Raw genomic sequence first — 21,555 nt, forward strand, 5'->3', positions numbered from 1 at the left:
AAACAGCGCAACACAAAAGCCTGCTTGACTATTAGGGAAAATGTAAAATCCACGCCTAGGCGGACAGCACAGTATAAGGCAATACAGTCTAAGAAATAAATTATCCATCTTGTGGGATGGGTGTCCGCACCCGTCCCATATTCAGGGCGGGCTTTCCTGCCCACCCCACAAGAAAATTTGGGATGTTTTTTTATTTGTCAGTCCCTTCCTTAACCCAAGGGTATTGCAGTATAAAGAACTGTAAAGAAAGCGAAGATATTGGTTAAAAACAGTTATGACTTACGCAAAATATCTCTCAAACTCTGATTTCTCCGTGTCACGCCAGTTGCTACAACGGGGAGGCAGCGCGACGCGATCTTCTCCCAAGAGGAGACGCTAAAAGCGATAGCGCAGCGTTAGCGAGTCATCGTTCGCTTTTAGCGTCTCGTAAGAGAGCGTCTAGGAGTTTCCCCCATGAGTGACTGCCGTGGGAACCCCCGCAATGCACTGGCTTCTCTGCGCCTCTGCGGTAGCCTGCGGCAAGCCGAAGCGTCTACGTTAATTCCGTAACTCATGCGTAAGTCCTAACAGTCAAAAACTTTGCCCGACACCTCTATGCTTGGTTGAAATTACTCAAGGAACGGGCTTAGAAGAAGTCCTCCGCGAAAATGGTTCGCATTTAATCCGCGATCGAGTTTAAGTAGAGAGCCTTTCCCCAGATGGCGATCAAAGATGTCGCCGTAGTTGCCTACAGATGTGAGAACGCGGCGTTGCCACTGCTTATCAAGACCGAATTCTGGTGCAGAAATCGGCATCGCCCTAGCACCACCTGCATACGAGGGTGTTTCCGGTCTTTCGGCGTTGATTAAGGTATGTACTGTCCACGCGACGATCGCAGACCACTGAGCATCCTCGGTTCCGGTGGCAGCGATTACCGGAAAAGTCGTCAGCGACTCCGGGAGGATGCGGCTCGATAATCGGTTCACCCCAGAGTCAAGGCGGATATTTGCCAGGGTCGTGATCTCACCGGCGATCGCATGGCAATTTTGCACGTTGTATGTATCGATCATCTCCCCATCCTCAGAGAACGGCCGACGTAACCAGTTTTTCTGGAGCGTACCAAAGTAAGCCGTGAGGCTGCGCTCGACTGAACTGCCAATCATGAAGCAGATGCCTTCTCGGTCTAGGTCGCTGACATGGTGTGCAGCCGAGGTGGACGCCACCATCACCGCATTCGATTCTACGAAGACAGTCGGACCAGGCAGCAGTTTACCAGCCAGCTTCTGCTCCTCAATCTCCGATCCTGTAAGGAAGTATACATCATCCTGTTGGTTACGCACGGTGTCGAAGTCCTTCGGCGTCTCGTACTTGTGATATTCGATGCGGTCAGAAGATCCCAGTACGGCGGCGGCGATCGCACGGCAAACATCGACGTTTAGACCACTCCAGCCACCTGGCTTGGCTTCAATTGCCAGACCTGTCCGCTCGACGCTGCCACAGCGAACTACATTGTGTTCCTTCACACGTTTGATGACCGAACCTGCCTGAGCGGGGGAAATCGAGCCGCAGACACCAAGCAGAGTCACGAAGACTAACACAAAGCGCATGAATTCTCCTTAAGGAATGTCGAAAAACGGGGATATGAAGAGTGTTGAGTTCCGAGTAGCGATCGCTGGGTAAAAAATATTATTTTTTACCCAGCGATCATTTATTTAAGGGTTAGCTGCTGGATAAGTGCTTGGTAGTGGGTTGAAGCCCTTGGGGATTTTGTTGACTATCCCCTGGCGCTTGTCCTCCGGCGTGATCCCGATCGCTCGGCAGCCTTCACCACCGTAATGCGGTAGTGTGTTCACAACGCTATCTGGAATCTTCGCAAAGGAGGCTGGCAGTGGGGGCGAGATACCTAGCAGGCGCTTCGGATCGAAGCCCGACAGGAGGCTGTCGGTGATCGGCGAATTGATGTCCCGTGGTCCGAGGTACTTCTGCTCAAATCCTGGCGGCCCGAACTTGTTAAATTCCGGGGAGTTGCCAGCAGCGAGTGCCTGTGCCTCATCGGGCAGGCTGGCAAGCGCAGGCAAACCAAAGATTGTGTTGATCGTCTCAATCACCGAGTTGTGATCGCCCTCGACGTGGGAGACAGCGTGCGTCCGCCCATAGGGTGAAATCAGAATCAGTGGCACACGGACACCACGAGAAAGCGGCAGTCCGTCGGGGCCATAGGATAAAATCCGGGGTGGCACATGGTCGTAGAAGCCATCCGACTCGTCGTAGGTAATGATGATAGCACTCTGCTGCCAAAGCTTCGGATTTGAGGCGATCGCATTGATCGTCCTGGCCGCCATCGCCTCGCTGAGTTGGCGATCGGTGTAGGCCGGATGGTCGTCATCACCCGACTTCGCCGCATTAATCGCCGCAATTTCATCCGCAGGCGTATTGGGGTTGGTAATCGGCGGCTTCAGTCCCTGCTGGTTCGTGTAGCCGCCACGGATGTAGAATACGCCGCCTTTGGGCAGGGTATCTTTGGCTATGTCGGTGAAGAAGTCACCAAGCCCGCGAAGATTTTTGCTCACCTCCGGCGTGTTGGCGATATAGCCGAAATATTGCGCCCCGTTGTGATGGCTGACATAGGCATTGTGGGAAGCGATGCCGTTGGTATCGGTCGGCTCCAGATTGTAGCCTTCTTGATACCAGCGCCAATTGACAGGCTCAGTTCGGAGTTTGTGGATATAGGGGATATCCTGCTGGATATCGGCTAGATCAAATAAAGGATTTCTGTTGCCAGCCAAGACTGACCGAATATTGCGCCCCTGGAAGGTGAGCGGCAGACTGGCGAAGGTCAGGTTGGAGGCGATATTACCATCGGCGTAGCTCTCTTTTGTGCCAGCAGGTTGCTTGTTATCTGTGGTTGTGTCGAACTGGGAGCCATAAAAGGGCTGTGGATCGTTAACCAGGGGTACACCCTGCGTCGTCCCTGTGTGGCTGCCCACCGTGTAAGATTTGCCGCTCGAACCGTGCTTCACCCACTGCGTTTCACCCGCCTGCCCCGCGAGCATCGCCACCGCATTCGGGGTTGAGGGGGTGTCCTCGGTTGCAAAGATGTTGTCGAAGACCGTAAAGCGACTAGCCCATTTCCAGAAGAAGGGAATGGTGTCGCAGTCGATGTGCGACATGACAAGGTGTGCGAACTGCTTGCCCTCAGCAATGTTGGCGGCTCCACCCTTGGACGCGAAGCGTGTATACTCGTCGTTGGCAAACTGATCCATCTGTGGCTTGCCGTCCACAACGTGGATCTTGTTTGCGAGTCCGGTGTGCGAGTGGTCAACGCTATCAACGACAGTGGCGTTCTGCCCAGGCCCAATGCGGAATGGCTGGACTGTGACGGTCATGCCATTGGCATCCGTGTAAGTCTGGGTGAAGCCCGGTGTTTTCTCTGGGTGACGAGGCTTTTGTCCATCTGAGTAGAGTCCGTTAACACCGGGCAAGGTGCCATACTCGTTGTCGAAGGAGTGGTTCTCGTTAAAGATGATGAAGACGTACTTGATCCGATCCTGAAGCAGCTTTTTAAGCACCTTTGGCGGCAGCTTGGGTTCCTGACTGGGATCATTCAAATATCGCGTCACATCTGGCGTTACATTTGGCTGGGTTGTGACGGTTGACTTTGTTTGCAATGCTTCGTGTCGAGAGGCTTCCTCTGCGATCGCCGAGCCGAGAAACATCGACGGTATGAGCGAGGATGGTAATAGCAAAAATGTTAGAGCAAAATAGAACTTTGTAAATCGTTTCAAAGCACATCTCCTTAGTAATTTTTATCTAGCTAATATCGCTATGCGTAATTTGTAATTCGTCATTCATCTAGCGCAAGCGTTTCATTGATTTAAAACAGGTATTTTGGTGATGCCGTTCTTTACTAATTCCGAAAAACTTAACACCGTTGAGCAGAAGCAAAATTATGCCGCTATTTAAGCTTTTTGCTTTCTTTTCAGCCACAAACCGATAGTACCAAAAACTACTATTCCACCAAAATTTCCCGGTTCAGGAACAGGCTCACTTTTAGCGAAAGTAACGGCAGTAATGCCGGAGCTTTGCAGACTTCCAAGGTTGCTGTTGTCCAAAAATTTTCCATCAGTGGTACTACCCGTACCTGTGAAATTCCTGTCAAAATACAGTTCAAAACTGTACAAATTATTGTTTTGCCCTGTTAATAAGCCTGCGTCTGAAAAAGCAAGTATGTTCTCTTGAATGTAAGCTGTATTGCCAGCCAAACTGTTGGATAATGTTCGCAAAACAGTATTATCATTGACTAAGTTGAGAGTCCAACTTGTTAAATCTACAAAAGAACTAGAAGCGGATAATTGTTCCACATCCACTGTGTAAGTCCCATTAAAAGAAGCATTTGCTAAATTCACAGGTAGCCCTACTGAACCATCAACAGGCGCAGGAGCAAAATTTCCGGAAATATTAAATGTTTTCAAATTGACAGCCTGAGCAGGATCTGTGCCAATAACTGCAAGCATAGCGAAACCAAGTACTGTGGTGGCAGTTACTTGCGATAACCTTTTTAAAGGTGTTGCATTCAGCATAATTTTGCTCTTAATTCTTGATTTTCCCCATAAGGGACAAGATATTAAACCACTTGTCCATTAGCCGTCTGCGTTCGGCAGTTACTCACTTGGAAAAACCTCAAGATTGCACTACCTCACCAGCTGCTAAAAATCCCTATTTCTGTATTTTGTTACGTGAAAATTAATGACAAGTTAAGGAAAGGCAAAGTTTATTAAATAGTCAGGGCAGTATTACCCGGATTTCTCACTAACCATACAAAATTTTATTGGCTCAGTTTTTTGCCTGATGGCAAAAACAAGCGTGTAAAATCTTAGGTTTGCTCTATGGTAATACTCGTAAAGAAAGCGAAAGTATTGCCCATAAAGCTGAATTTCCCATGTTGAGAGTTTTTCCAGGTTAACTATTGGTTAATTTTTAATTTTTTATTGCTGATGATCGCACTGGTTCAAAGTCATAACCAGTACGGGAGCGAGAACCAGGAACGATTTTTACAAGTTGGACTGGCGCATTGCGATCGCCTGATGCTAAAAACCGAATTGTACCAGAAGCGCCAGTGGCAGAAAAGTCAGAGGAAGTTAGTGCTTCTTGGACTCCAGATCGCGTGGGATTGCGTTCTAATGCCGCAATCAAAGCTACAGTGGCATCATCGCTGAGGGCGCTTCGCCAACTCACATCAGCGCCCCATAACTGCCGAGATTTCTGGGGAAAATCTGACTTGCGATCGCCATCAATATGCCAGGGAACTGCTACTATCATCCCCGCAGCTTGCTGTCTGCCAATTTCTAAAGTTTTGGTGGTGTAAACATCATCTCCAGAAAGCAGAATTAACCGTTTCTGGTTAATCTGAACTACTTGCAGCGCTTTATCCAAAGTTTCAGTGTTAGCAGCTAACATCAACACTTCTGCACCTTGTTTAGTTGCTTGTTCTACACTTTTAGCCGCACTAAAATCCGCATTGGATAAGTCAAATTCGCTGGATACCTGTCCACCCTCCAGCAAAACAGATGAAACAAACTCAGACTTTAAAGACTGGCTATAGTTACTCTGAGAATTAAAGAAAACTGCTGCATTTTTTTTCTGCAAGGTTTTCACCATATAGTTGGCCAAACTTCTAGCAGCAATAAAATCACTGGGAACCGTGCGAAAAACGTAGCGGCTAAAGTTAGAAATTTTTACAGATGTGCTGGTAGGGGAAATTGCTACAAGTTTTCCAGAGGTATAAATAGTACCTGCGGCTAAGGTGGAATCGCTAGTAATCGGACCAACTACACCTAATACTTCTGAATTGCTGATTAGGCTGGAAGCGATTTGCTTGGCTATTTCTGGATTGTCGTTGTCGTTAGCTATCCCTACCTTCAAGGGCACTCCTTTGATTCCTCCAGAGGTATTAATTTCATTTTGGGCTTGGGCGATACCACGTAAAACTTCTAAAGAAGTATTGGGGTCAGTGCCTATTGGTACAGAAGCCACAATGGTGTAGCTCTTTGAAGATTTAATTCGGGCATTGTTAAGAAAGATCAACGCTTCTGGATCGTTACGGTTGAGTTTTAGGGCAGCTGTCAAATTGGCGATCGCCTGATCATAACTTTTAGCAGCGATCGCCTGTATTCCCGCTTTTTTAACTGGAGAAATTTCACCCGGGGTCAAGGATTTTTCCCCAAAACTAATGCGGTCTTGTAAGGATAGATTGCTGCCTGTTTCCTGATTTGGAGTATTACTAAGTTTGAAACCAGAGTTGTTAGTAAACCACCAAAAACCACCGCCAATTATTCCAACTGTCAGCAACAGAGCCAAGGCTAAAATTGTGGTTTCATTCTTTTGGGACATGAACAAATTTGAATAAAGTAAAAATGTTTATTATTTGTAGAACTTAGGTCTTGAGATAAAAAACGAACTACTCCAGAGGCAGAGAACACTGATAAATAATACTTTAAGAGAGTTTTTGCGTAAGTCCTAATTTGATTATTTTGCTAAATCTAACCACTTTGATCATTTAAGTCTAACAAATCCAGCTTTTTCGATCAGTTCTTGACCTTGAGGTGTCAGCAGCCAATTTGCATAAGCAACGCCTGCTTGCTGATCTGTTTGATTATTTTGTTTAACAATTACAAATAAATTGCGGGTAATTGCATAGTCTCCACTCCGAAATGCTTGACTATTCAACTGATTACGTTTATTAGGACATTCAGATGGAGGTACAAATGGTTCTTGGTAGGGAGGCACAAATTGACCGCTTGTGCGCCCTAGTGGTATGGACTTAATCGTACACTGAGGTACAATCTCTGGGGCAGAAGCATAATAAATTCCGCCAGGACTTGCAGCTACTTTTCGTACCGCTTCAGTGGTGGTGTTAATATAACTAACATTGGTACCAAAATTCTCTTTATTTAAAACATTTTCGACAAAAAACTCTGCTGTACCCCCAGCTTATTTGCTGCGAGAGTAGACTGTAATTGGTAAATTTGGCCCACCCACCTGTTGCCAATTAGTAATTTTGCCTGTGTAGATGTCTTTAAGTTGGGCGACAGTTAAACCAGGGATATTGAGACTCTGGTTAACTGCGATCGCAATACCATCAATTGCCACCGGAATTTCTTTTAAACTAAATTCTTTTTGTTTAGCTTCTGCATTTTCTTCAGCTTTAACTGAGCGAGAAGATTGAGAAAAAGCTAGTTGATTATCTATCAACATGCGAATGCCAGTTCCCGATCCTGGTTTAGCTGACGGAGGTTGAGTGTAGCGTAAAATAAACCGAGGACACAGGCTTTGCAGAACGGAGTCTGCCTCTTTACGGATGGGTGCCCAGGTTGTGCTACCACCATAGTTGAATGTCCCCTCTGGGAGATTTGCCACGTTACATCTGTTGACAAACTGGTTTAGGGGATTACTTGTGTTGCTTGTGTTATCAGTCTTTGAAGGTTTAGGAACAGTTCCATTTATTTGCGCCCACCGTTCCATGAAAAACCATAAGCCACCAAAGATAAAGCCAATGGTGATGAAAGCGGCTAAGAAAAGGCTAAGTGTTTCGTTTTTGTGAGACATAGATGGCTGTTAGCACCAGGAGTTTTTTTAAAGGAAGACAGATAATAATTTATAAATAAGTCGAAATATGGCTGTTAATGAAATAGTTACTAAGCCTGCTGCAACTGCTAAAACAACTACTGCCTGAATGCCAATACCTCCTTGTAAAAAGGGGATAAAAAAAATAATCGCAAAAGTAATTGCCGGAATAATTAATAAATCGAACTTTTCAATCCACCGCCTGGTTTGGACAAATATCAGTATCCCCAAAATTACAGATGCAACAATGAAAGTAGCTATTGGTGATTTTACTAGACTAAAGAGGGCGATCGCGATCAATGCACCCTCAAATCCACTAAATGCCGCCCCACCTAATAATTCCAGTGTAGAAAACGCTGGTTGAGTTGATGAACGGTGGGGGACGACGGGACTAGAACCTTTGGCTGGTTGTGGTTGTGGCGGAAGTGTTACAGAAGGCGAATTAAGTTGTGTAGGGGCTTGAGGCTGTGAGTTAAGTGCATCTAAAACCTCTTGGGCTGACTGGAAGCGCTGATTAGGAGCAGGTAGCAGCATCTTGTCTAAAATGTCAGCGAGGCGAGGGTTGACAGTCACTTGGGATCGCCATTTCCACTGGTTGCTATAGGCATCAAATAATTCAATTGCTTCCTGATTTGTTAACAAAGTAACAAGAGTTACAGCCAATGAGTATAAATCTGTAGATGGGAATACTTGACCCCTAGCCATCTGCTCAGGTGGTGCAAATCCCATAGAATAAATTCCTGTGGAAGAAGCCGCAGAACCAAGTGCAGCGTTTGTTACTTGTTTAACTGCACCAAAATCTAGTAAAAAAAGTTTACCATCACGACGACGCATGATGTTAGAAGGTTTGATGTCTCTGTGGATAATGCCTCGATCATGGACAAACTTTAGCACCTTCAGGATTTCTTGCAGCACCTCCAACACTTGCTGCTCAGAAAATTTGCCATTTTGAATTAATTCTTCCTCTAAGTTTTGCCCATCAATGTATTCTTGTGCCAAGTAAAAAAATTGGTCTTGCTGTCCTGCTTGCAAGCCATTAACTATCACTGGAAAGAAGGCAAACAAATCAGGAATTTGCTCGTGATCGTTACCAAGTTGTGCTAAAACTTCTGCCTCTCTCTCAAACATCAGCTGTGCTTGTTGCAATTGAGTTGGGCTTAAATTCCCGGCTGGTTGAAACTGCTTAACTACGCATTGACGCATTCCAGGTATTCGGCGATCGCGTGCCAAAAAGGCTGCTCCAAACCCGCCCCTTCCAAGCAACTTCGTTGTCACGTATCGACCATCTAGCATCAGTGGCATACCGCAGGTAGTACAGTACTTCTGCTGCATTGTTCTCAGCGTCGTAATATCATCTAAATCGACAAAATAGTTTTGTGGGCGTGGGCAATGGGGACGAGTGCAGTAAACTTCCATTTTCGTGATTATTTAAAATAATTCCTAATTGATAATTCGTAATTACTTCATTCAGATTACATAGAAACTAAATTTCTTTATCAGGAACAGGAAACTTTTTTAGTGATGTCTAAGCTCTGGCTTGCCTACAGCACTCTGCACGAACAGCGATGGGTTAATAATTACGAATTACGAATTACGAATTACGAATTATATGGTCATTAGTCGTTTACCAAAAAACAAAGGACAAATGACCTGATTTTAGCTTTCGCCGGATGAGATGGGCGTTGCTCCATCCAAGGTACTTATCACGATGCTTTTTTGTGCCAATATTAACACATCTTGATTCCATCCAGGATTAGCAAACTCGGGCAAAATTTCCCTGCTAAAAGCTTCTGCGGCCTTGGAACGATACCGATTAGGATTACAAATCAGCCACAGTGTCCGTTTAACGACGACACCTTCAATGTTGGCACAGTGCAGAACGCCCATTTGTAACTCTTTAGCGATCGCACTAGTTGAGACAAAGGCAGCCCCCAGACCAGATTGCACAGCATTCTTAATTGCTTCAATGGAATTTAGTTCCATTTCAACTCTAAAACGTCTGGTATCAATCTCACAGCGTGATAGCACTTGGTCAATTACTTTGCGAATAGTCGATTGGGAATCTAGGGCAATGAATTGTAATTTATATAGGTCTTCTTTGTGGATTTTTTCCAGTTTTGCAAAGGGATGAAAGACAGGTAAAATCAGTGCTAGTTCGTCTTCAGCGTAAGGAATAACTTCTAAAGATTCTGATAGTTCACCCGGAATTTCACCGCCGATAATTGCCAGATCAACTTGTCCGTTAGCGACACTCCAAGCAGTCCGTCGAGTAGAGTGGACGTGTAATTGCACTGCCACATCTGGATATTTTTGTCGGAACATCCCGATCATTCTGGGCAAAAGATAAGTGCCGGTCGTTTGAGAAGCACCGACAATCAAAGTACCGCCTTGGAGATTTTGTAAATCCTCGATCGCGCGGCAGGTTTCTTGACACAGACTGAGGATTTTTTCGCCGTAGCTTAGGAGTAAATGCCCTGCTTCGGTTAATTGGGCGCGTCGTCCTCCCCGATCGAATAAGGGGACATCTAGCTGCCGTTCGAGATTTTGAACTTGCAAACTCACGGCAGGTTGGGAGACGTAAAGACTATCGGCGGCACGCTTGAAGCTTCCTTCTTGAGCGATCGCTTTCAAAATACGTAATTGATCTAAAGTGAAAGGAAGGTCAGACATAAGGCTCAAACCACAAACTTTAAAAGGAGCGGATGCATACAACAAATCAGCTTGGGCAACAATCAGCTAGTGATGATTTGTTGCATATTAAACTTGAAGGCTTGACTCGAAAAAGACAGTGGCACAACATCTTGACTAAAGTCTCCTTTGGAATACTTTGTGGTATTGGTTGTACTGAGTTCAATTTTATTTAAATTATTTCACCCGTGTAATATGCTGCTGATTTCTTGGTTGACACCTAGTCATTTTGTCATACTGGCGTTGCAAATAGTTTTTGTGATCGCTCACAGTGGAGGCGCTGCTTTACGCCCTTGGGCAGAAAAATACATCGGACCAAGGCTTTATCGCATTCTGTTTGCATTAGTTAGCCTCCCGTTGGCTGTAATATTAATTATTTACTTTTTTGGACACCGCTATGATGGTTTGCAACTTTGGCAGGTACAAGGGGTGCCAGGAGTGCAAGAATTTGTTTGGGTGCTGTCAGCGATCTCGTTTTTGTTTTTATATCCTGCTACCTTCAATCTACTAGAAGTTGCTGCTATTCAAAAGCCCCAAGTTCATCTTTACGAAACAGGAATTATTCGGATTACCCGTCATCCCCAGATGGTAGGACAAATAATTTGGTGTGTTGCCCATACTCTGTGGCTAGGTACTACCTTTACCATTGTGACTTCCATTGGGTTGGTGTTGCATCACTTGTTCGGGGTTTGGCACGGGGATCGCCGTTTAAGCGAGCGCTATGGCGAAGCTTTTGAAATTGCCAAACAACGGACTTCAATTATTCCCTTCAAAGCAATTATCGATGGACGTCAATCTCTCAAATGGCATGAATTTCTCCGCCCTGCCTATTTGGGAGTTGCGATTTTTATCGCTTTGCTTTGGTGGTCGCACCCTCTGTTGCTGGAAGCAACTAGTAGGATAAAATGGGAAATCTAGGCGATCCCCAATGTCAGCATAAAATCACAAATAAATGAGAATTTCAGCTGATCAATTGCCCCAAAATCAATGTAGGATAAGTTCAAGGATCTATCAATGGAGGTGCGTTGAGTCAGCTAAAGATTTTATATTGGTAGTTGTTGGTCGTTGCTTTGACTTGGGAGTAAGTGGCAGATTCAGTCAAATTCTCAGGTGGAGACGGTAATCAGGAGTTTAAGATTCAAAAAACCCACCGTGAAAGTAGCGCTGGCTTTTTGATCAGAGACACATTAACACGCTGAATTTTTGCCTAATTATTCTGTGTCCTGAGATTTAGTTCCTAAAAGCATCTATCGGCAGTTACTTACTTGGCAATCCTTCACTTTAGAGCTGATAGGTAGTTTCATATAAAAACCCTATAATCCAAGAGGCGTCATGGTTTTGTCGGTTAGTGAGCGGACATTTACTCAAGAAGTTTTAGAATCTCCTATTCCTGTTTTAGTTAATTTTGAAGCGCCTTGGTGTGGCTTGTGTCGGATTATCCACCCATTATTGTTGCAATTTCAAGCCCAATGCGGGGAGGAAATTAAATTAGTCACAGTTAACGCCGATCAAAATTTTAAATTGTCTACTACTTATAGGCTAAAATCACTACCCACTTTACTATTGATTGAAAATGGCACAATTGGCGATCGCTTAGAAAGCTTTCGCGGCACAGAAGATTTACGTCTAGCTTTAGAAGACATTAAAGCCAGGTACAGCAGTTGCCCCAAAATTTACAAAAGTTCAAAAACAGTAGACTTAGAGTATCGGTCAGCTTGATGGGCATTGGGCATTGGGCATGGGGCATGGGACAAATGACCAATGACAAATGACCAATGACCAATAACGAAATCTAAAGCCATGCTTAACACCCCACCCAATCATCATTGGGTGGGTTATTTTTATCCTAAAGGGTGTGTGTCACAATTATTAACAGTTCCGACACGTTAGTTAAGAATTCTAAAAGTAGGCGTCAGTGATGGAAGTAATCTATCAGTATGCCTGGCTGATTCCAGTATTACCTCTTTTTGGGGCAATGCTGGTCGGTCTAGGATTAATCTCGTTCAATCAGGTGACAAACGGCTTACGGCAGCTTAACGCTGTAGTGATTATCTCCCTGATGGGAGCAGCTATGGGGCTGTCGTTTGCCTTGCTATGGAGTCAAATTCAAGGACACGCGACTTATAACCGCACCTTGGAGTGGGCAGCAGCAGGTAATTTTCACCTGAACATGGGCTACACTATTGACCACCTGACAGCCCTAATGCTGGTGATTGTTACCACGGTAGCCTTCTTAGTCATGGTTTACACCGATGGCTACATGGCTCACGATCCCGGTTACGTGCGGTTTTATGCTTATCTGAGTTTGTTTGGTTCTTCAATGTTAGGTCTGGTACTCAGCCCCAACCTAGTACAGATTTATATATTCTGGGAACTGGTCGGGATGTGTTCCTACTTGCTGGTCGGCTTTTGGTACGATCGCAAATCAGCAGCCGATGCCGCTCAAAAAGCCTTTGTGACCAACCGCGTCGGTGACTTTGGTCTATTACTGGGCATTTTGGGGCTGTACTGGGCAACAGGAAGCTTTGAATTTAATGTCATGGGCGATCGCCTGTCCCAACTAGTCCAATCAGGTTCTATCAGCAATTTTCTCGCTATCCTGTTTGCGATTTTAGTTTTCTTAGGGCCAGTGGCGAAATCTGCCCAATTCCCCCTCCACGTCTGGCTACCAGATGCAATGGAAGGCCCCACCCCAATTTCTGCCTTAATCCATGCAGCAACAATGGTGGCAGCAGGTGTTTTCCTGATTGCCCGGATGTATCCAGTATTTGAACACGTTCCAGCAGCAATGAACGTGATTGCTTTTACTGGGGCGTTTACGGCGTTTTTGGGTGCAAGCATTGCGATTACCCAAAACGATATTAAGAAAGGCTTGGCTTACTCCACCATTTCCCAACTCGGTTACATGGTGATGGCAATGGGAATCGGTGCTTACAGTGCTGGACTATTCCACTTGATGACCCACGCCTATTTTAAGGCGATGCTGTTCTTGGGTTCAGGTTCAGTAATTCACGGCATGGAAGGTGTTGTCGGTCACGATCCCGCTTTGGCGCAAGATATGCGCTTGATGGGCAGTCTCCGGAAGTATATGCCGATCACGGCAATTACCTTCTTGATTGGTTGCTTGGCAATTTCTGGTATTCCGCCCTTTGCTGGCTTCTGGTCAAAAGATGAAATTCTGGGTAAGGCTTTTGAGGCTAACCCACTCCTCTGGTTCATTGGCTGGCTAACTGCCGGGATTACGGCTTTCTATATGTTTAGGATGTATTTCTCGACATTTGAAGGCGAATTCCGGGGGAATAACGAGAAAATCAAGCAAAAACTCAAGAAGGCGGCAGCGACAATTGTCCTGGAATTAGAGTCAGAAGAACCAGCCCCGAATTTTGGGCCTGGGGCGATGAAAAAAGGAGAATTGGCTGCCACTGGTGAACACCATGATTCCCATGACTCCCACGACTCCCACGGGCATCATAGCGATTCTCCTCACGAGTCGCCGTGGACAATGACTCTACCGTTGGCACTGTTAGCTGTGCCTTCGATTTTGATTGGTTTGCTAGGAACTCCCTACGCGAATTATTTTGAAGAGTTTATCTTTCCTCCTAGCGAAACTCTCACCGAAGTTATAGAAAAGGCTTCCGAGTTCAATCCGACGGAATTCTACATTATGGCGGGTGCCTCAGTGGGAATTTCCTTGATTGCAATTACCTTAGCTTCACTGATGTATTTGCGAGGGAAAATTGACCCGGCGGCGATCGCTGCTAAAATCAAACCACTTTACGAGTTATCCCTCAACAAGTGGTACTTCGATGACATTTACCATCGCGTTTTTGTCCTCGGCTTGCGTCGCCTAGCTAGACAAGTTATGGAAGTTGACTTCCGTGTTGTCGATGGTGCTGTTAACCTCACAGGCTTTTTTACCCTTGTCAGTGGTGAAGGTCTGAAGTACCTAGAAAACGGTCGCGCTCAATTCTACGCCTTGATTGTGTTTGGGGCTGTTTTGGGCTTAGTAATTGTCTTTGGTGTCACCTGATTTCTGTAGTTTCAACTGCGACAAGCAACTGGCGGTTAGTTAGAAACCGCCCTTTCACATGAAGTTAACTTAGGAGCCTAATTTAGACTCCTTTTTTTTTGGCTGATCAGCTGTCCTGACAATTCAGGTCATGCGGAAAAGCTCACGAAAGACCTAACCCTCTAGCCCCCTTCCCGTATCGGGAAGGGGGAAAATTCAAAGTCTCTCTCCTTGTAGGCTACGGTGTACACACAAATTGAATTCCCCCCCTTAGAAAGGTGGGAAACAGGAAATTTAGTTCCCTCCCCTTTCCAAGGTCCGGGTTAGGGTGGGGTAAAACCTTGGTTAATCAGCTATTTCAGACTTGTGTGTACACTGTAGCCTTGTAGGAGAGAGATTTAGAGAGAGGTTTTCCAGATACCGTGAAAAGTCAGATCATCTGTCACGCCTTTAATTTTTCAGAGTGTTCTGCTTGCAACAAGGGTTCCAGACCATAAAAAGTCCAAGTTAGGAATTTCCAACAAATAAATTATCCAATCTTGTGGGGTATTTTTTTATTTGTCAGTCCCTCATACGCGCGATAGCTTAGTCAGCAATTAAAATAATTCCTAATTTGTTAGGACTTACGCAAAATATCTCTTCAACTCTGATTTATCCGTGTCCTCTGCGCCTTGGCGGTGGCCTGCGGTAAGCCGCTTCTCTACGAGACGCTCCGCGTAGCTTGCTTCTCCGTAGGAGTATGCGTCTACGTTATTCCGTAACTCGTGCGTGGTCTATCAAGGTAATATTCTTGCTTTGTCTTGTGTCCCAATTGTAGCAGTAGCTCTTTTTTGAGGAAATTTTTGGCTAGTGCTAACTGACCTGAGTAGTCTTGCCTGCAATGCTATACTAATTACCCAAATGGATATCTAGAACTATTTTCTGGAAATGCGCTCTAAATCTACAATAATGAAGATAAGGTTCGCCCTCACTGCTTATTAACCTGCTCACCTAATTGTTACCGATTCTACATGTGGGAAAATTGGGTTCACCGGCAGTTCCTCCTAGTTAAAAATCAGAGTCTAATGGCGTAAAATTACCTTCACTCTAGACAATCAAACACCTGTAGTTTCCACGCCACTTGCTCCACTTGGGGAAACCCCTCTGAGCGCAGTGGCTCCCCTGCATAGCGCTTTTGGGCAGCATGGAGAGTTCTTTAAACCCAGCTAGCTTCTCAAAAACCCGTCGCGTAATTACCTAGCGGGGCTAAATTTTAATCAGGCGTGCTTCTTAAGTTTGGTTAGGTGAAGAGATTTGAACGCAGGCGAACTCTGAGAGCATCGTGCAGTGAGAAGTTCGGATACGCTCAGAGTTGTCCGTGAGTCGGCTTCCTTTGCTCGGAACTGCGGGAGTAGTTTTCCGCTCTTGCTGAGTCAGGCTTCCTTTCCTTAGAACTGAGGAAGCTTTGTCTCAGGGTAATTCGTTTCCAGCTTGTTTCTGTAAGCCGTGAGGGTATACAGAAAAGAACCAGATTAAACAAAAAATGATGTTTTGACCAAAGGTCGGTTCACTGCATGGAATTTTCAATCGCTACACTCCTGGCCAATTTCACCGATGATAAATTGGTAGCTCGGAAAGTTTTAGAAAAGAAACTTGGCTGTGAAGATGAAAAAAGTTTACAAAAACTTCACATTGCTTTAGATGTTCTCGAAAAAATCGGTCTTTTGGTGAAAGAACGGGGCAAGTACCGCCGTGTCTCAGAAGAGGGAATAATCGAGGCAAAACTCCGTTGTTCTAGTAAAGGCTTTTGCTTTGCTATTCAAGATGTGGAAGGAGCTGAGGATATTTACATCCGCGAAAGTCATCTGAGTAATGCTTGGAATGGCGATCGCGTTTTGGTGAGAGTTCTCAAAGAAGGCAGTCGCCGTCGCTCTCCTGAAGGGGAGGTGAAGCTGATTCTAGAACGTTCTAACCACACATTACTGGCACGAATTAAGCAGGTGGAAAGTGGTTTCCGGGCAGTGCCTTTAGATGATCGATTGCTGTTTGAACTCAAAATCCAACCTAACGGGGCAAAGTTGGAAGAAGCGATCGATCACCTGGTTCATGTGGAAGTTTTGCGTTACCCCTTGGCACAATATCCTCCCCTCGGTCGAGTTGTGCAAATTCTCGGTAGCGATGCTGAAGCAGCTGCTGATATAGATTTAGTTACGTGCAAACACGACCTTTCCCGGACTTTTCCAGATAATGTCCTAGAAGCAGCCGTCAAGTTACCCAAAAAGCTGCTGAAAGCAGACCTGAAAAATCGCTTAGATTTGCGTAATTTGTTTACTCTCACGATTGAAGGGGTAAATGGCGGCGACACCAAAGTTGTAGAAAACGCTTTTAGTTTAGAAAAAAACCTAGCCGGAAATTGGCTTTTGGGCGTTCATATCACCGATGTTTGTCACTATGTCCAACCTGACGAAGCCCTAGATAGAGAAGCATTCAAACGCGGCAAATCAGTGTATCTAGGAGAATTGGTACTGCCAATGTTGCCCGCAAGTGTGGCAGAACGCTGTTCTTTAGTACCTGGGAGCGATCGCTTAACTATCTCTTTTTTAATTACAATTGATCCCCAATCGGGAGAAGTGTTGGAGTGGGAAATTCAATCCAGTGTGATTAACGTAGAAACCGCGCTGAGTACTGAACTTGCCCAAGCAATTCTTTTAGGTGAAGCGGAAGATCAATCACCACAGGTTTCCCAAATGCTGCAAGACCTCCAAGCCTTGCAAAAAGCTGTCAAACAGGTACGTTTGACTCGTGGTAGCCTCCAGTTGAATCTGCCGCCCAGTCAAAACGCCTACTATGATGAGGGGATTCTGGGGACTGTAGCGGTGAATGATTTACCAGTGCGATCGCTACTCACGGAATTAGTGCTGCTAGTTAATCAACTGACTGCAACTCACTTAAATGCCCTTGGTGTTCCGGCTATCTGGCGAGTCCAAGGCACACCCGATGTCGAAGATGTCCAGGAAATGCTGAAATTAGCAGTCAATTTAGGCGTTGACCTCACACTAGATCCAGAAGTTGATATCCAACCCTTAGATTATCAGCATTTGACCACAGCTTTTGGGGAATCTCCCTCGGAGCAAGTTCTGACATACTTGTTACAAGATACACTTAAAACCTCTGCATACAGCACCACCAAAGGATCTCACTTTGGTCTGGCATTACCGCAATATGTTCACTTTAGCGCTCCCTTGCGGCGTTACCCAGATTTGCTCATGCAAAGAGTGTATTACACGCTACTCGAAAACGGACGCGATCGCCGCAATACCCGTGTGAGAGAGCGCGTTAACCTGCGCCACTCCTCCAGTCACGAGGAAATTAACTGGAACGTTTTACCCCCAGAATTGCAACAAGAACTCCAAAGCGATTTAACTAGGGTAATTGTCCAAATCAACGACCGAGAAAAAGAAGTCCAAGAAGCTGAAGCCGATTTAGCCGGACTCCAAAAAGCCCAACTGATGAAGCAGCGCATCGGTCAGGTATTTCAAGGCGTGATTACTGGTGTCCAATCCTACGGTTTCTTTGTGGAAATTGAAGTACCAGCAGCTGAGGTGGAATCCAACAGTAATCCTGGTGTGCCTTTGCGCGTGGAAGGATTGGTACACGTCAGTTCTCTTAAAGATGATTGGTATGAATATCGCGCCAGACAACAAGCACTATTTGGTCGCAAAAATCGCGCTTCTTATAGACTAGGCGATCGCGTCGCCGTGCAAGTTAAAAGTGTCGATTACTACCGTCAGCAAATTGATTTGGTAACAGTCGGCAGCGATGGTCTAGCTAAAGGTTCAACTGGCAATGGTTCCCATGAGGAGCTTTCAGACCTCTACTTACCAAATGACATTGAGCCTGATGAGCTAGATTCTTACTCGGAGGATGAGTAAAATTCAGTAAAACTTACGTGTCAACTAACACTAAGCCTTTAATTTTAGGCGTATCGGGCGCATCTGGTCTGATTTACGCTGTTCGCGCGATCAAATTTTTGCTAGAAGCGGAGTATAGTATTGAATTGGTTGCCTCTAAATCAACTTACATGGTTTGGCAGTCAGAACAGGAAATTCGGATGCCACCAGAACCAACTCAACAAGAACAATTTTGGCGAGAGCAATCTGGAGTAGCACTTTTGGGTAAACTGCGTTGTCATCCTTGGAGTGATGTTGGAGCCGGGATTGCCAGTGGTTCCTTTGCCACTCTGGGGATGATGATCATTCCATGCAGCATGAGTACAGTGGCAAAGCTAGCGGTTGGCTTGAGTTCCGATTTACTAGAACGGGCAGCAGATGTCCAACTCAAAGAAGGGCGAAAGCTGGTCATTGTTCCTCGTGAAACGCCTTTTAGCCTCATCCACCTACGTAACTTAACCTCTTTAGCAGAAGTCGGAGTTAGAATTGTCCCCGCTATTCCCGCCTGGTATCACAATCCCCAAACCATCGAGGATTTAGTTGATTTTGTAGTTGCCCGTGCTTTAGATCAACTAGATATTGACTGCATCCCAATTCAGAGGTGGCAAGGTCGTCGCTAATGCCCTCAGTGGATTTATCATAAATTTCACAATAGTCTTAAAAGGGTAATCATAGAGATGGCTGTTAGTGTCAGTAGTCAGTGAAGAATAATCAGACTCATAACTGATAGCTGACAACTGACAACTGACCACTGATAACTGACAACTGACACAATTGCTATGGCTGTAATTCGCTTAATTCTATTGGTGGCGGTACTAGGAGGACTAACGCTGTTATTACTCCAAAATTGGTCGCCTGCCATATCGCTAGTATTTTTGGGCGTGCGAACTCAACCATTACCACTAGCGATATGGATTTTGTTCAGTACTGCCACTGGTGCTTTCACATCTATATTGATTGCTACTTTGTTTAACTTATCCAATTATTTTGTCGGAGGACAACGCCAAACTCCTAACAAAGCAACCGCGACTTCACCTCGTGCAAAGGCAACCCGGAGAGAAGAACCTACATCTCGCCCTGCCAATCCTCCACCACCAGCTAGTAAAAAACAAGAGCCTAGCAGTGATGTATTTGATGATTGGGAGACAAATAGCAGTAAAGATGATGATTGGAACTTTGATGAAAAATCAGAGTCAGCGCCTAACCCTAATCCTCAAACTCAAGAACCTAGAGACTCAACAACTTACGAACGTCAATCAGAAGCCAAAAGCAATTCTCAATCTGGTTCAGTTTATTCCTACAGCTACCGTGAGCCAAAAAATACGGCTGCGGGAAAAACTGAATCAATTTACGATGCTGATTATCGAGTAATCATTCCCCCTTATCAGCCACCGACTACCAATCAAGCGGATGATGATGATTGGGAATTTTTTGATGATGATGATGATTTTGAAAATGATGGTAAACGCCCCCGTCGGTGAGATGTAGCAGGCTACGTCTCTACTTGATGCCACACCGCTCTCTAGACTCCTGCTTGACCTCACCAGTCATCGCAGCTTCCTGCAAAGTCATGAAAGCATTAAAATCTTCCAAGCCATATCGGGTAGTCAACAGTTGTCGTAGTTGATTTTCAGCTTCCACTGTCAAATAGCCAGTTGCTAAGGCTTTTTGTACAACGTCACGAATTCGAGTCATAGTTGATGCCTCATTCATCCTACTATTTATTAATTCAGGCTTATTGGGGTGAAATATGCAGTAGTTTTTGTGTCAAAACTTCAAATTTGCATGATTTTTTGGGCGATCGCAGTAGATAAGTCATCATTTATACCTTTATCAGCAAGATTTAATTGCTCAGTGCTTGTCATAACAAAACTTTTAGAATAACGACAATGTGCTGTTCCAAACACAGTATTTTGTATACTTAAAATGACCCACCAGAGTAAAAATCCGAATTATTTAGATAGACAGAACTTGTTTGAATAAAGTTTCAAACAAGTTCTGTTAATTTTTTCATTAAGTCTAAAAATACCTAAGCAGCAATTGTCAAGTCACCTAAAAAAAGTTATTAAATTTGTGATAAATTTACGGTTTATTATTTATGTTGATTTCACAGAAGAATCGTTAATGTATTGCCTGAGTAATTTTAAATACATTAATAACAGTAATTACGGCATTTAATCTAATTAAAATAGAAGATGAATTTATCGGATCTGAAAATAATTGAGAGTTATAAAAATTATACGTAAATTTGATATCCGCAAAGGAAAAAGCCTTGACATCCATTAAAAACAGATTCTTCGGAGGTTTACTTTGTGGTTGTATTCCTGTGGAAATTACTAATGTCAGTTATCAAAGTCGTAGTAGCAGTACTGTTAGGTTTATCTTTCTAATGTATTATATAAATATATAGAAGAAATGCTGAGTAACCAAACCAGATACTCAGTCAAGGTGAAAAACTGGAGTCGCCCCAGGATGCATTAGCGTACCCCTGCTGTTAAGCAAGCTACGTGTAGCGTCTTGCACCAGAAGGTATCGCTTTTTTTGATTTAAGTAAAACAATAAAAGCTTTCTGAGAAATTCAAGTTTATATATCATTTCTTCTGGCTCAAGAACTTCCCAGATTAAAATTAAACGCCTCAATATTTCCCCAATTGAGTGGCGGTTCTGAGCGCAGTAAATAATTCCTGCGTGCATAAACATACCACCACCTCCATGATGAATTCCCACAAAATCATCATGGGTGAAAATTACCCAATTCTCAGACATTGCAAAATAAAGCTGTTCTCCATCTGATATACCTATCAGTCGTGTTTCCGGTGTAGTCGTCACATCAATACCACGACGACGTAAGCCTTCTGCTATAGCATTACTGACATTCTCATCTAGGTGGAATCGAATTTTTTGTGTCGTTTCGATTCTTTAGTTTCTCTTGCAGAATCGAAGGAGTTTCAGCCTGTACTTCTCTGGCAAAGGCTTCTCCTTCTGCAATTTTTTGCCTGATCTCATCTCGATGATCGTGGTAATAAGCTAGAGCAGCATACACATCAGCTAAAGTGATACTGGGATAATGATAAACGATTTCGTCAGGGGAAAGCCCCATACGTTCGTGCCAAATAACAATATCTTGCACTGTAATTCGGTGTCCAGCAATGCGCGGTTTACCTCCGCACACACTTAGAGTAATTTCAATGTGTTCTGAGATTACTGGTATTTTAGACATTTTATCCAAGAACACTCCTATAAGAAGAAAATTATATTAGTAAGTTATCGGTTTATTAGCGATCGCCTATCAAGTAATTTTATCTGGTTGCGCGATCGGTGAGAAAC

General features: G+C 44.6%; 16 protein-coding genes and 2 pseudogenes. 8 read left to right on the top strand and 10 right to left on the bottom strand.

Annotation, left to right across the window (positions count from 1 at the left end):
- Positions 1 to 608: 608 nt before the first annotated feature.
- Entirely contained in the window at positions 609 to 1,031 is a 423-nt protein-coding gene (locus V7K15_RS20400) for a hypothetical protein (protein ID WP_334908158.1), read from the bottom strand.
- 328 nt (positions 1,032 to 1,359) lie between these two features.
- Here V7K15_RS20400 and V7K15_RS20405 point away from each other — a divergent pair, with 328 nt between their 5' ends.
- Entirely contained in the window at positions 1,360 to 1,527 is a 168-nt protein-coding gene (locus V7K15_RS20405; protein ID WP_334908160.1) for a hypothetical protein, read from the top strand.
- A 164-nt stretch (positions 1,528 to 1,691) separates the two neighbouring features.
- Here the strand turns inward: V7K15_RS20405 and V7K15_RS20410 are convergent, their stop codons facing one another.
- From V7K15_RS20410 to V7K15_RS20435, 6 genes and pseudogenes are all read right to left on the bottom strand, one after another.
- The gene (locus V7K15_RS20410) at positions 1,692 to 3,764 is read right to left on the bottom strand and encodes a phospholipase C (RefSeq protein ID WP_334908162.1); all 2,073 of its coding nucleotides are present in this window, start codon (positions 3,762 to 3,764) and stop codon (positions 1,692 to 1,694) included.
- A 174-nt stretch (positions 3,765 to 3,938) separates the two neighbouring features.
- Positions 3,939 to 4,559 (bottom strand): PEP-CTERM sorting domain-containing protein, encoded by a 621-nt coding sequence (locus V7K15_RS20415; RefSeq protein WP_334908164.1) that lies wholly within the window; start codon positions 4,557 to 4,559, stop codon positions 3,939 to 3,941.
- 397 nt (positions 4,560 to 4,956) lie between these two features.
- Complete coding sequence (locus V7K15_RS20420) at positions 4,957 to 6,369, bottom strand: ABC transporter substrate-binding protein (protein WP_334908166.1); 1,413 nt, start codon at positions 6,367 to 6,369, stop codon at positions 4,957 to 4,959.
- Between the two features lie 162 nt (positions 6,370 to 6,531).
- Positions 6,532 to 7,584, bottom strand: a pseudogene (locus tag V7K15_RS20425) (phosphate ABC transporter substrate-binding protein).
- Positions 7,585 to 7,611: 27 nt separating this feature from the next.
- The gene (locus V7K15_RS20430; RefSeq protein ID WP_334908168.1) at positions 7,612 to 9,018 is read right to left on the bottom strand and encodes a serine/threonine-protein kinase; all 1,407 of its coding nucleotides are present in this window, start codon (positions 9,016 to 9,018) and stop codon (positions 7,612 to 7,614) included.
- A gap of 240 nt (positions 9,019 to 9,258) precedes the next feature.
- Positions 9,259 to 10,272 carry a LysR family transcriptional regulator gene (locus V7K15_RS20435; protein ID WP_334908170.1) on the bottom strand — a complete coding sequence of 338 codons (1,014 nt, stop codon included), beginning with the start codon at positions 10,270 to 10,272 and terminating at the stop codon, positions 9,259 to 9,261.
- Between the two features lie 213 nt (positions 10,273 to 10,485).
- Here V7K15_RS20435 and V7K15_RS20440 point away from each other — a divergent pair, with 213 nt between their 5' ends.
- The 6 genes from V7K15_RS20440 (at position 10,486) to V7K15_RS20465 (ending at position 19,709) form a co-directional block, all read left to right on the top strand.
- Positions 10,486 to 11,208: an NnrU family protein gene (locus V7K15_RS20440; RefSeq protein ID WP_334908172.1), complete on the top strand. Its 723-nt coding sequence runs from the start codon at positions 10,486 to 10,488 to the stop codon at positions 11,206 to 11,208.
- A 414-nt stretch (positions 11,209 to 11,622) separates the two neighbouring features.
- On the top strand, positions 11,623 to 12,009 hold the full coding sequence (locus tag V7K15_RS20445; RefSeq protein WP_334908174.1) for a thioredoxin family protein: 387 nt from the start codon (positions 11,623 to 11,625) through the stop codon (positions 12,007 to 12,009).
- Positions 12,010 to 12,208: 199 nt separating this feature from the next.
- Entirely contained in the window at positions 12,209 to 14,320 is a 2,112-nt protein-coding gene (locus V7K15_RS20450; RefSeq protein WP_334908176.1) for an NAD(P)H-quinone oxidoreductase subunit 5, read from the top strand.
- Between the two features lie 1,532 nt (positions 14,321 to 15,852).
- The gene (locus V7K15_RS20455; protein ID WP_334908178.1) at positions 15,853 to 18,210 is read left to right on the top strand and encodes a ribonuclease R family protein; all 2,358 of its coding nucleotides are present in this window, start codon (positions 15,853 to 15,855) and stop codon (positions 18,208 to 18,210) included.
- Between the two features lie 17 nt (positions 18,211 to 18,227).
- Complete coding sequence (locus tag V7K15_RS20460) at positions 18,228 to 18,848, top strand: flavin prenyltransferase UbiX (protein ID WP_334908180.1); 621 nt, start codon at positions 18,228 to 18,230, stop codon at positions 18,846 to 18,848.
- A gap of 159 nt (positions 18,849 to 19,007) precedes the next feature.
- Positions 19,008 to 19,709, top strand: coding sequence for a LapA family protein (locus V7K15_RS20465; protein WP_334908182.1), 702 nt, complete (start codon positions 19,008 to 19,010; stop codon positions 19,707 to 19,709).
- 19 nt (positions 19,710 to 19,728) lie between these two features.
- On the opposite strand, the gene V7K15_RS20470 is transcribed toward V7K15_RS20465, so the two are convergent.
- Positions 19,729 to 19,923 (bottom strand): hypothetical protein, encoded by a 195-nt coding sequence (locus V7K15_RS20470; protein ID WP_334908184.1) that lies wholly within the window; start codon positions 19,921 to 19,923, stop codon positions 19,729 to 19,731.
- 487 nt (positions 19,924 to 20,410) lie between these two features.
- Between V7K15_RS20470 and V7K15_RS20475 the strand changes: the two are divergent.
- Positions 20,411 to 20,694, top strand: a pseudogene (locus tag V7K15_RS20475) (NB-ARC domain-containing protein); the annotation flags it as partial.
- Here the strand turns inward: V7K15_RS20475 and V7K15_RS20480 are convergent.
- Both V7K15_RS20480 and V7K15_RS20485 read right to left on the bottom strand, forming a co-directional pair.
- Positions 20,668 to 21,144, bottom strand: a complete 477-nt coding sequence (locus tag V7K15_RS20480; RefSeq protein ID WP_334908267.1) for a DUF5615 family PIN-like protein — start codon at positions 21,142 to 21,144, stop codon at positions 20,668 to 20,670. The pseudogene V7K15_RS20475 and the gene V7K15_RS20480 sit on opposite strands and share 27 nt — an antisense overlap.
- The gene (locus tag V7K15_RS20485) at positions 21,107 to 21,448 is read right to left on the bottom strand and encodes a DUF433 domain-containing protein (RefSeq protein WP_334908186.1); all 342 of its coding nucleotides are present in this window, start codon (positions 21,446 to 21,448) and stop codon (positions 21,107 to 21,109) included. Before V7K15_RS20485 ends, V7K15_RS20480 begins: the two co-directional genes overlap by 38 nt.
- Between the last annotated feature and the right edge of the window lie 107 nt (positions 21,449 to 21,555).

This window comes from Nostoc sp., from assembly GCF_036919815.1.
Classification (GTDB): domain Bacteria; phylum Cyanobacteriota; class Cyanobacteriia; order Cyanobacteriales; family Nostocaceae; genus Nostoc.

Coding starts and splice junctions, on each gene's coding strand:
- V7K15_RS20485 (WP_334908186.1), bottom strand. CDS start 21,448: ATGTCTAAAATACCAGTAATCTCAGAACACATTGAAATTACTCTAAGT.
- V7K15_RS20430 (WP_334908168.1), bottom strand. CDS start 9,018: ATGGAAGTTTACTGCACTCGTCCCCATTGCCCACGCCCACAAAACTAT.
- V7K15_RS20435 (WP_334908170.1), bottom strand. CDS start 10,272: ATGTCTGACCTTCCTTTCACTTTAGATCAATTACGTATTTTGAAAGCG.
- V7K15_RS20455 (WP_334908178.1), top strand. CDS start 15,853: ATGGAATTTTCAATCGCTACACTCCTGGCCAATTTCACCGATGATAAA.
- V7K15_RS20470 (WP_334908184.1), bottom strand. CDS start 19,923: ATGACTCGAATTCGTGACGTTGTACAAAAAGCCTTAGCAACTGGCTAT.
- V7K15_RS20405 (WP_334908160.1), top strand. CDS start 1,360: ATGCGGTCAGAAGATCCCAGTACGGCGGCGGCGATCGCACGGCAAACA.
- V7K15_RS20420 (WP_334908166.1), bottom strand. CDS start 6,369: ATGTCCCAAAAGAATGAAACCACAATTTTAGCCTTGGCTCTGTTGCTG.
- V7K15_RS20465 (WP_334908182.1), top strand. CDS start 19,008: ATGGCTGTAATTCGCTTAATTCTATTGGTGGCGGTACTAGGAGGACTA.
- V7K15_RS20450 (WP_334908176.1), top strand. CDS start 12,209: ATGGAAGTAATCTATCAGTATGCCTGGCTGATTCCAGTATTACCTCTT.
- V7K15_RS20445 (WP_334908174.1), top strand. CDS start 11,623: ATGGTTTTGTCGGTTAGTGAGCGGACATTTACTCAAGAAGTTTTAGAA.
- V7K15_RS20440 (WP_334908172.1), top strand. CDS start 10,486: ATGCTGCTGATTTCTTGGTTGACACCTAGTCATTTTGTCATACTGGCG.
- V7K15_RS20415 (WP_334908164.1), bottom strand. CDS start 4,559: ATGCTGAATGCAACACCTTTAAAAAGGTTATCGCAAGTAACTGCCACC.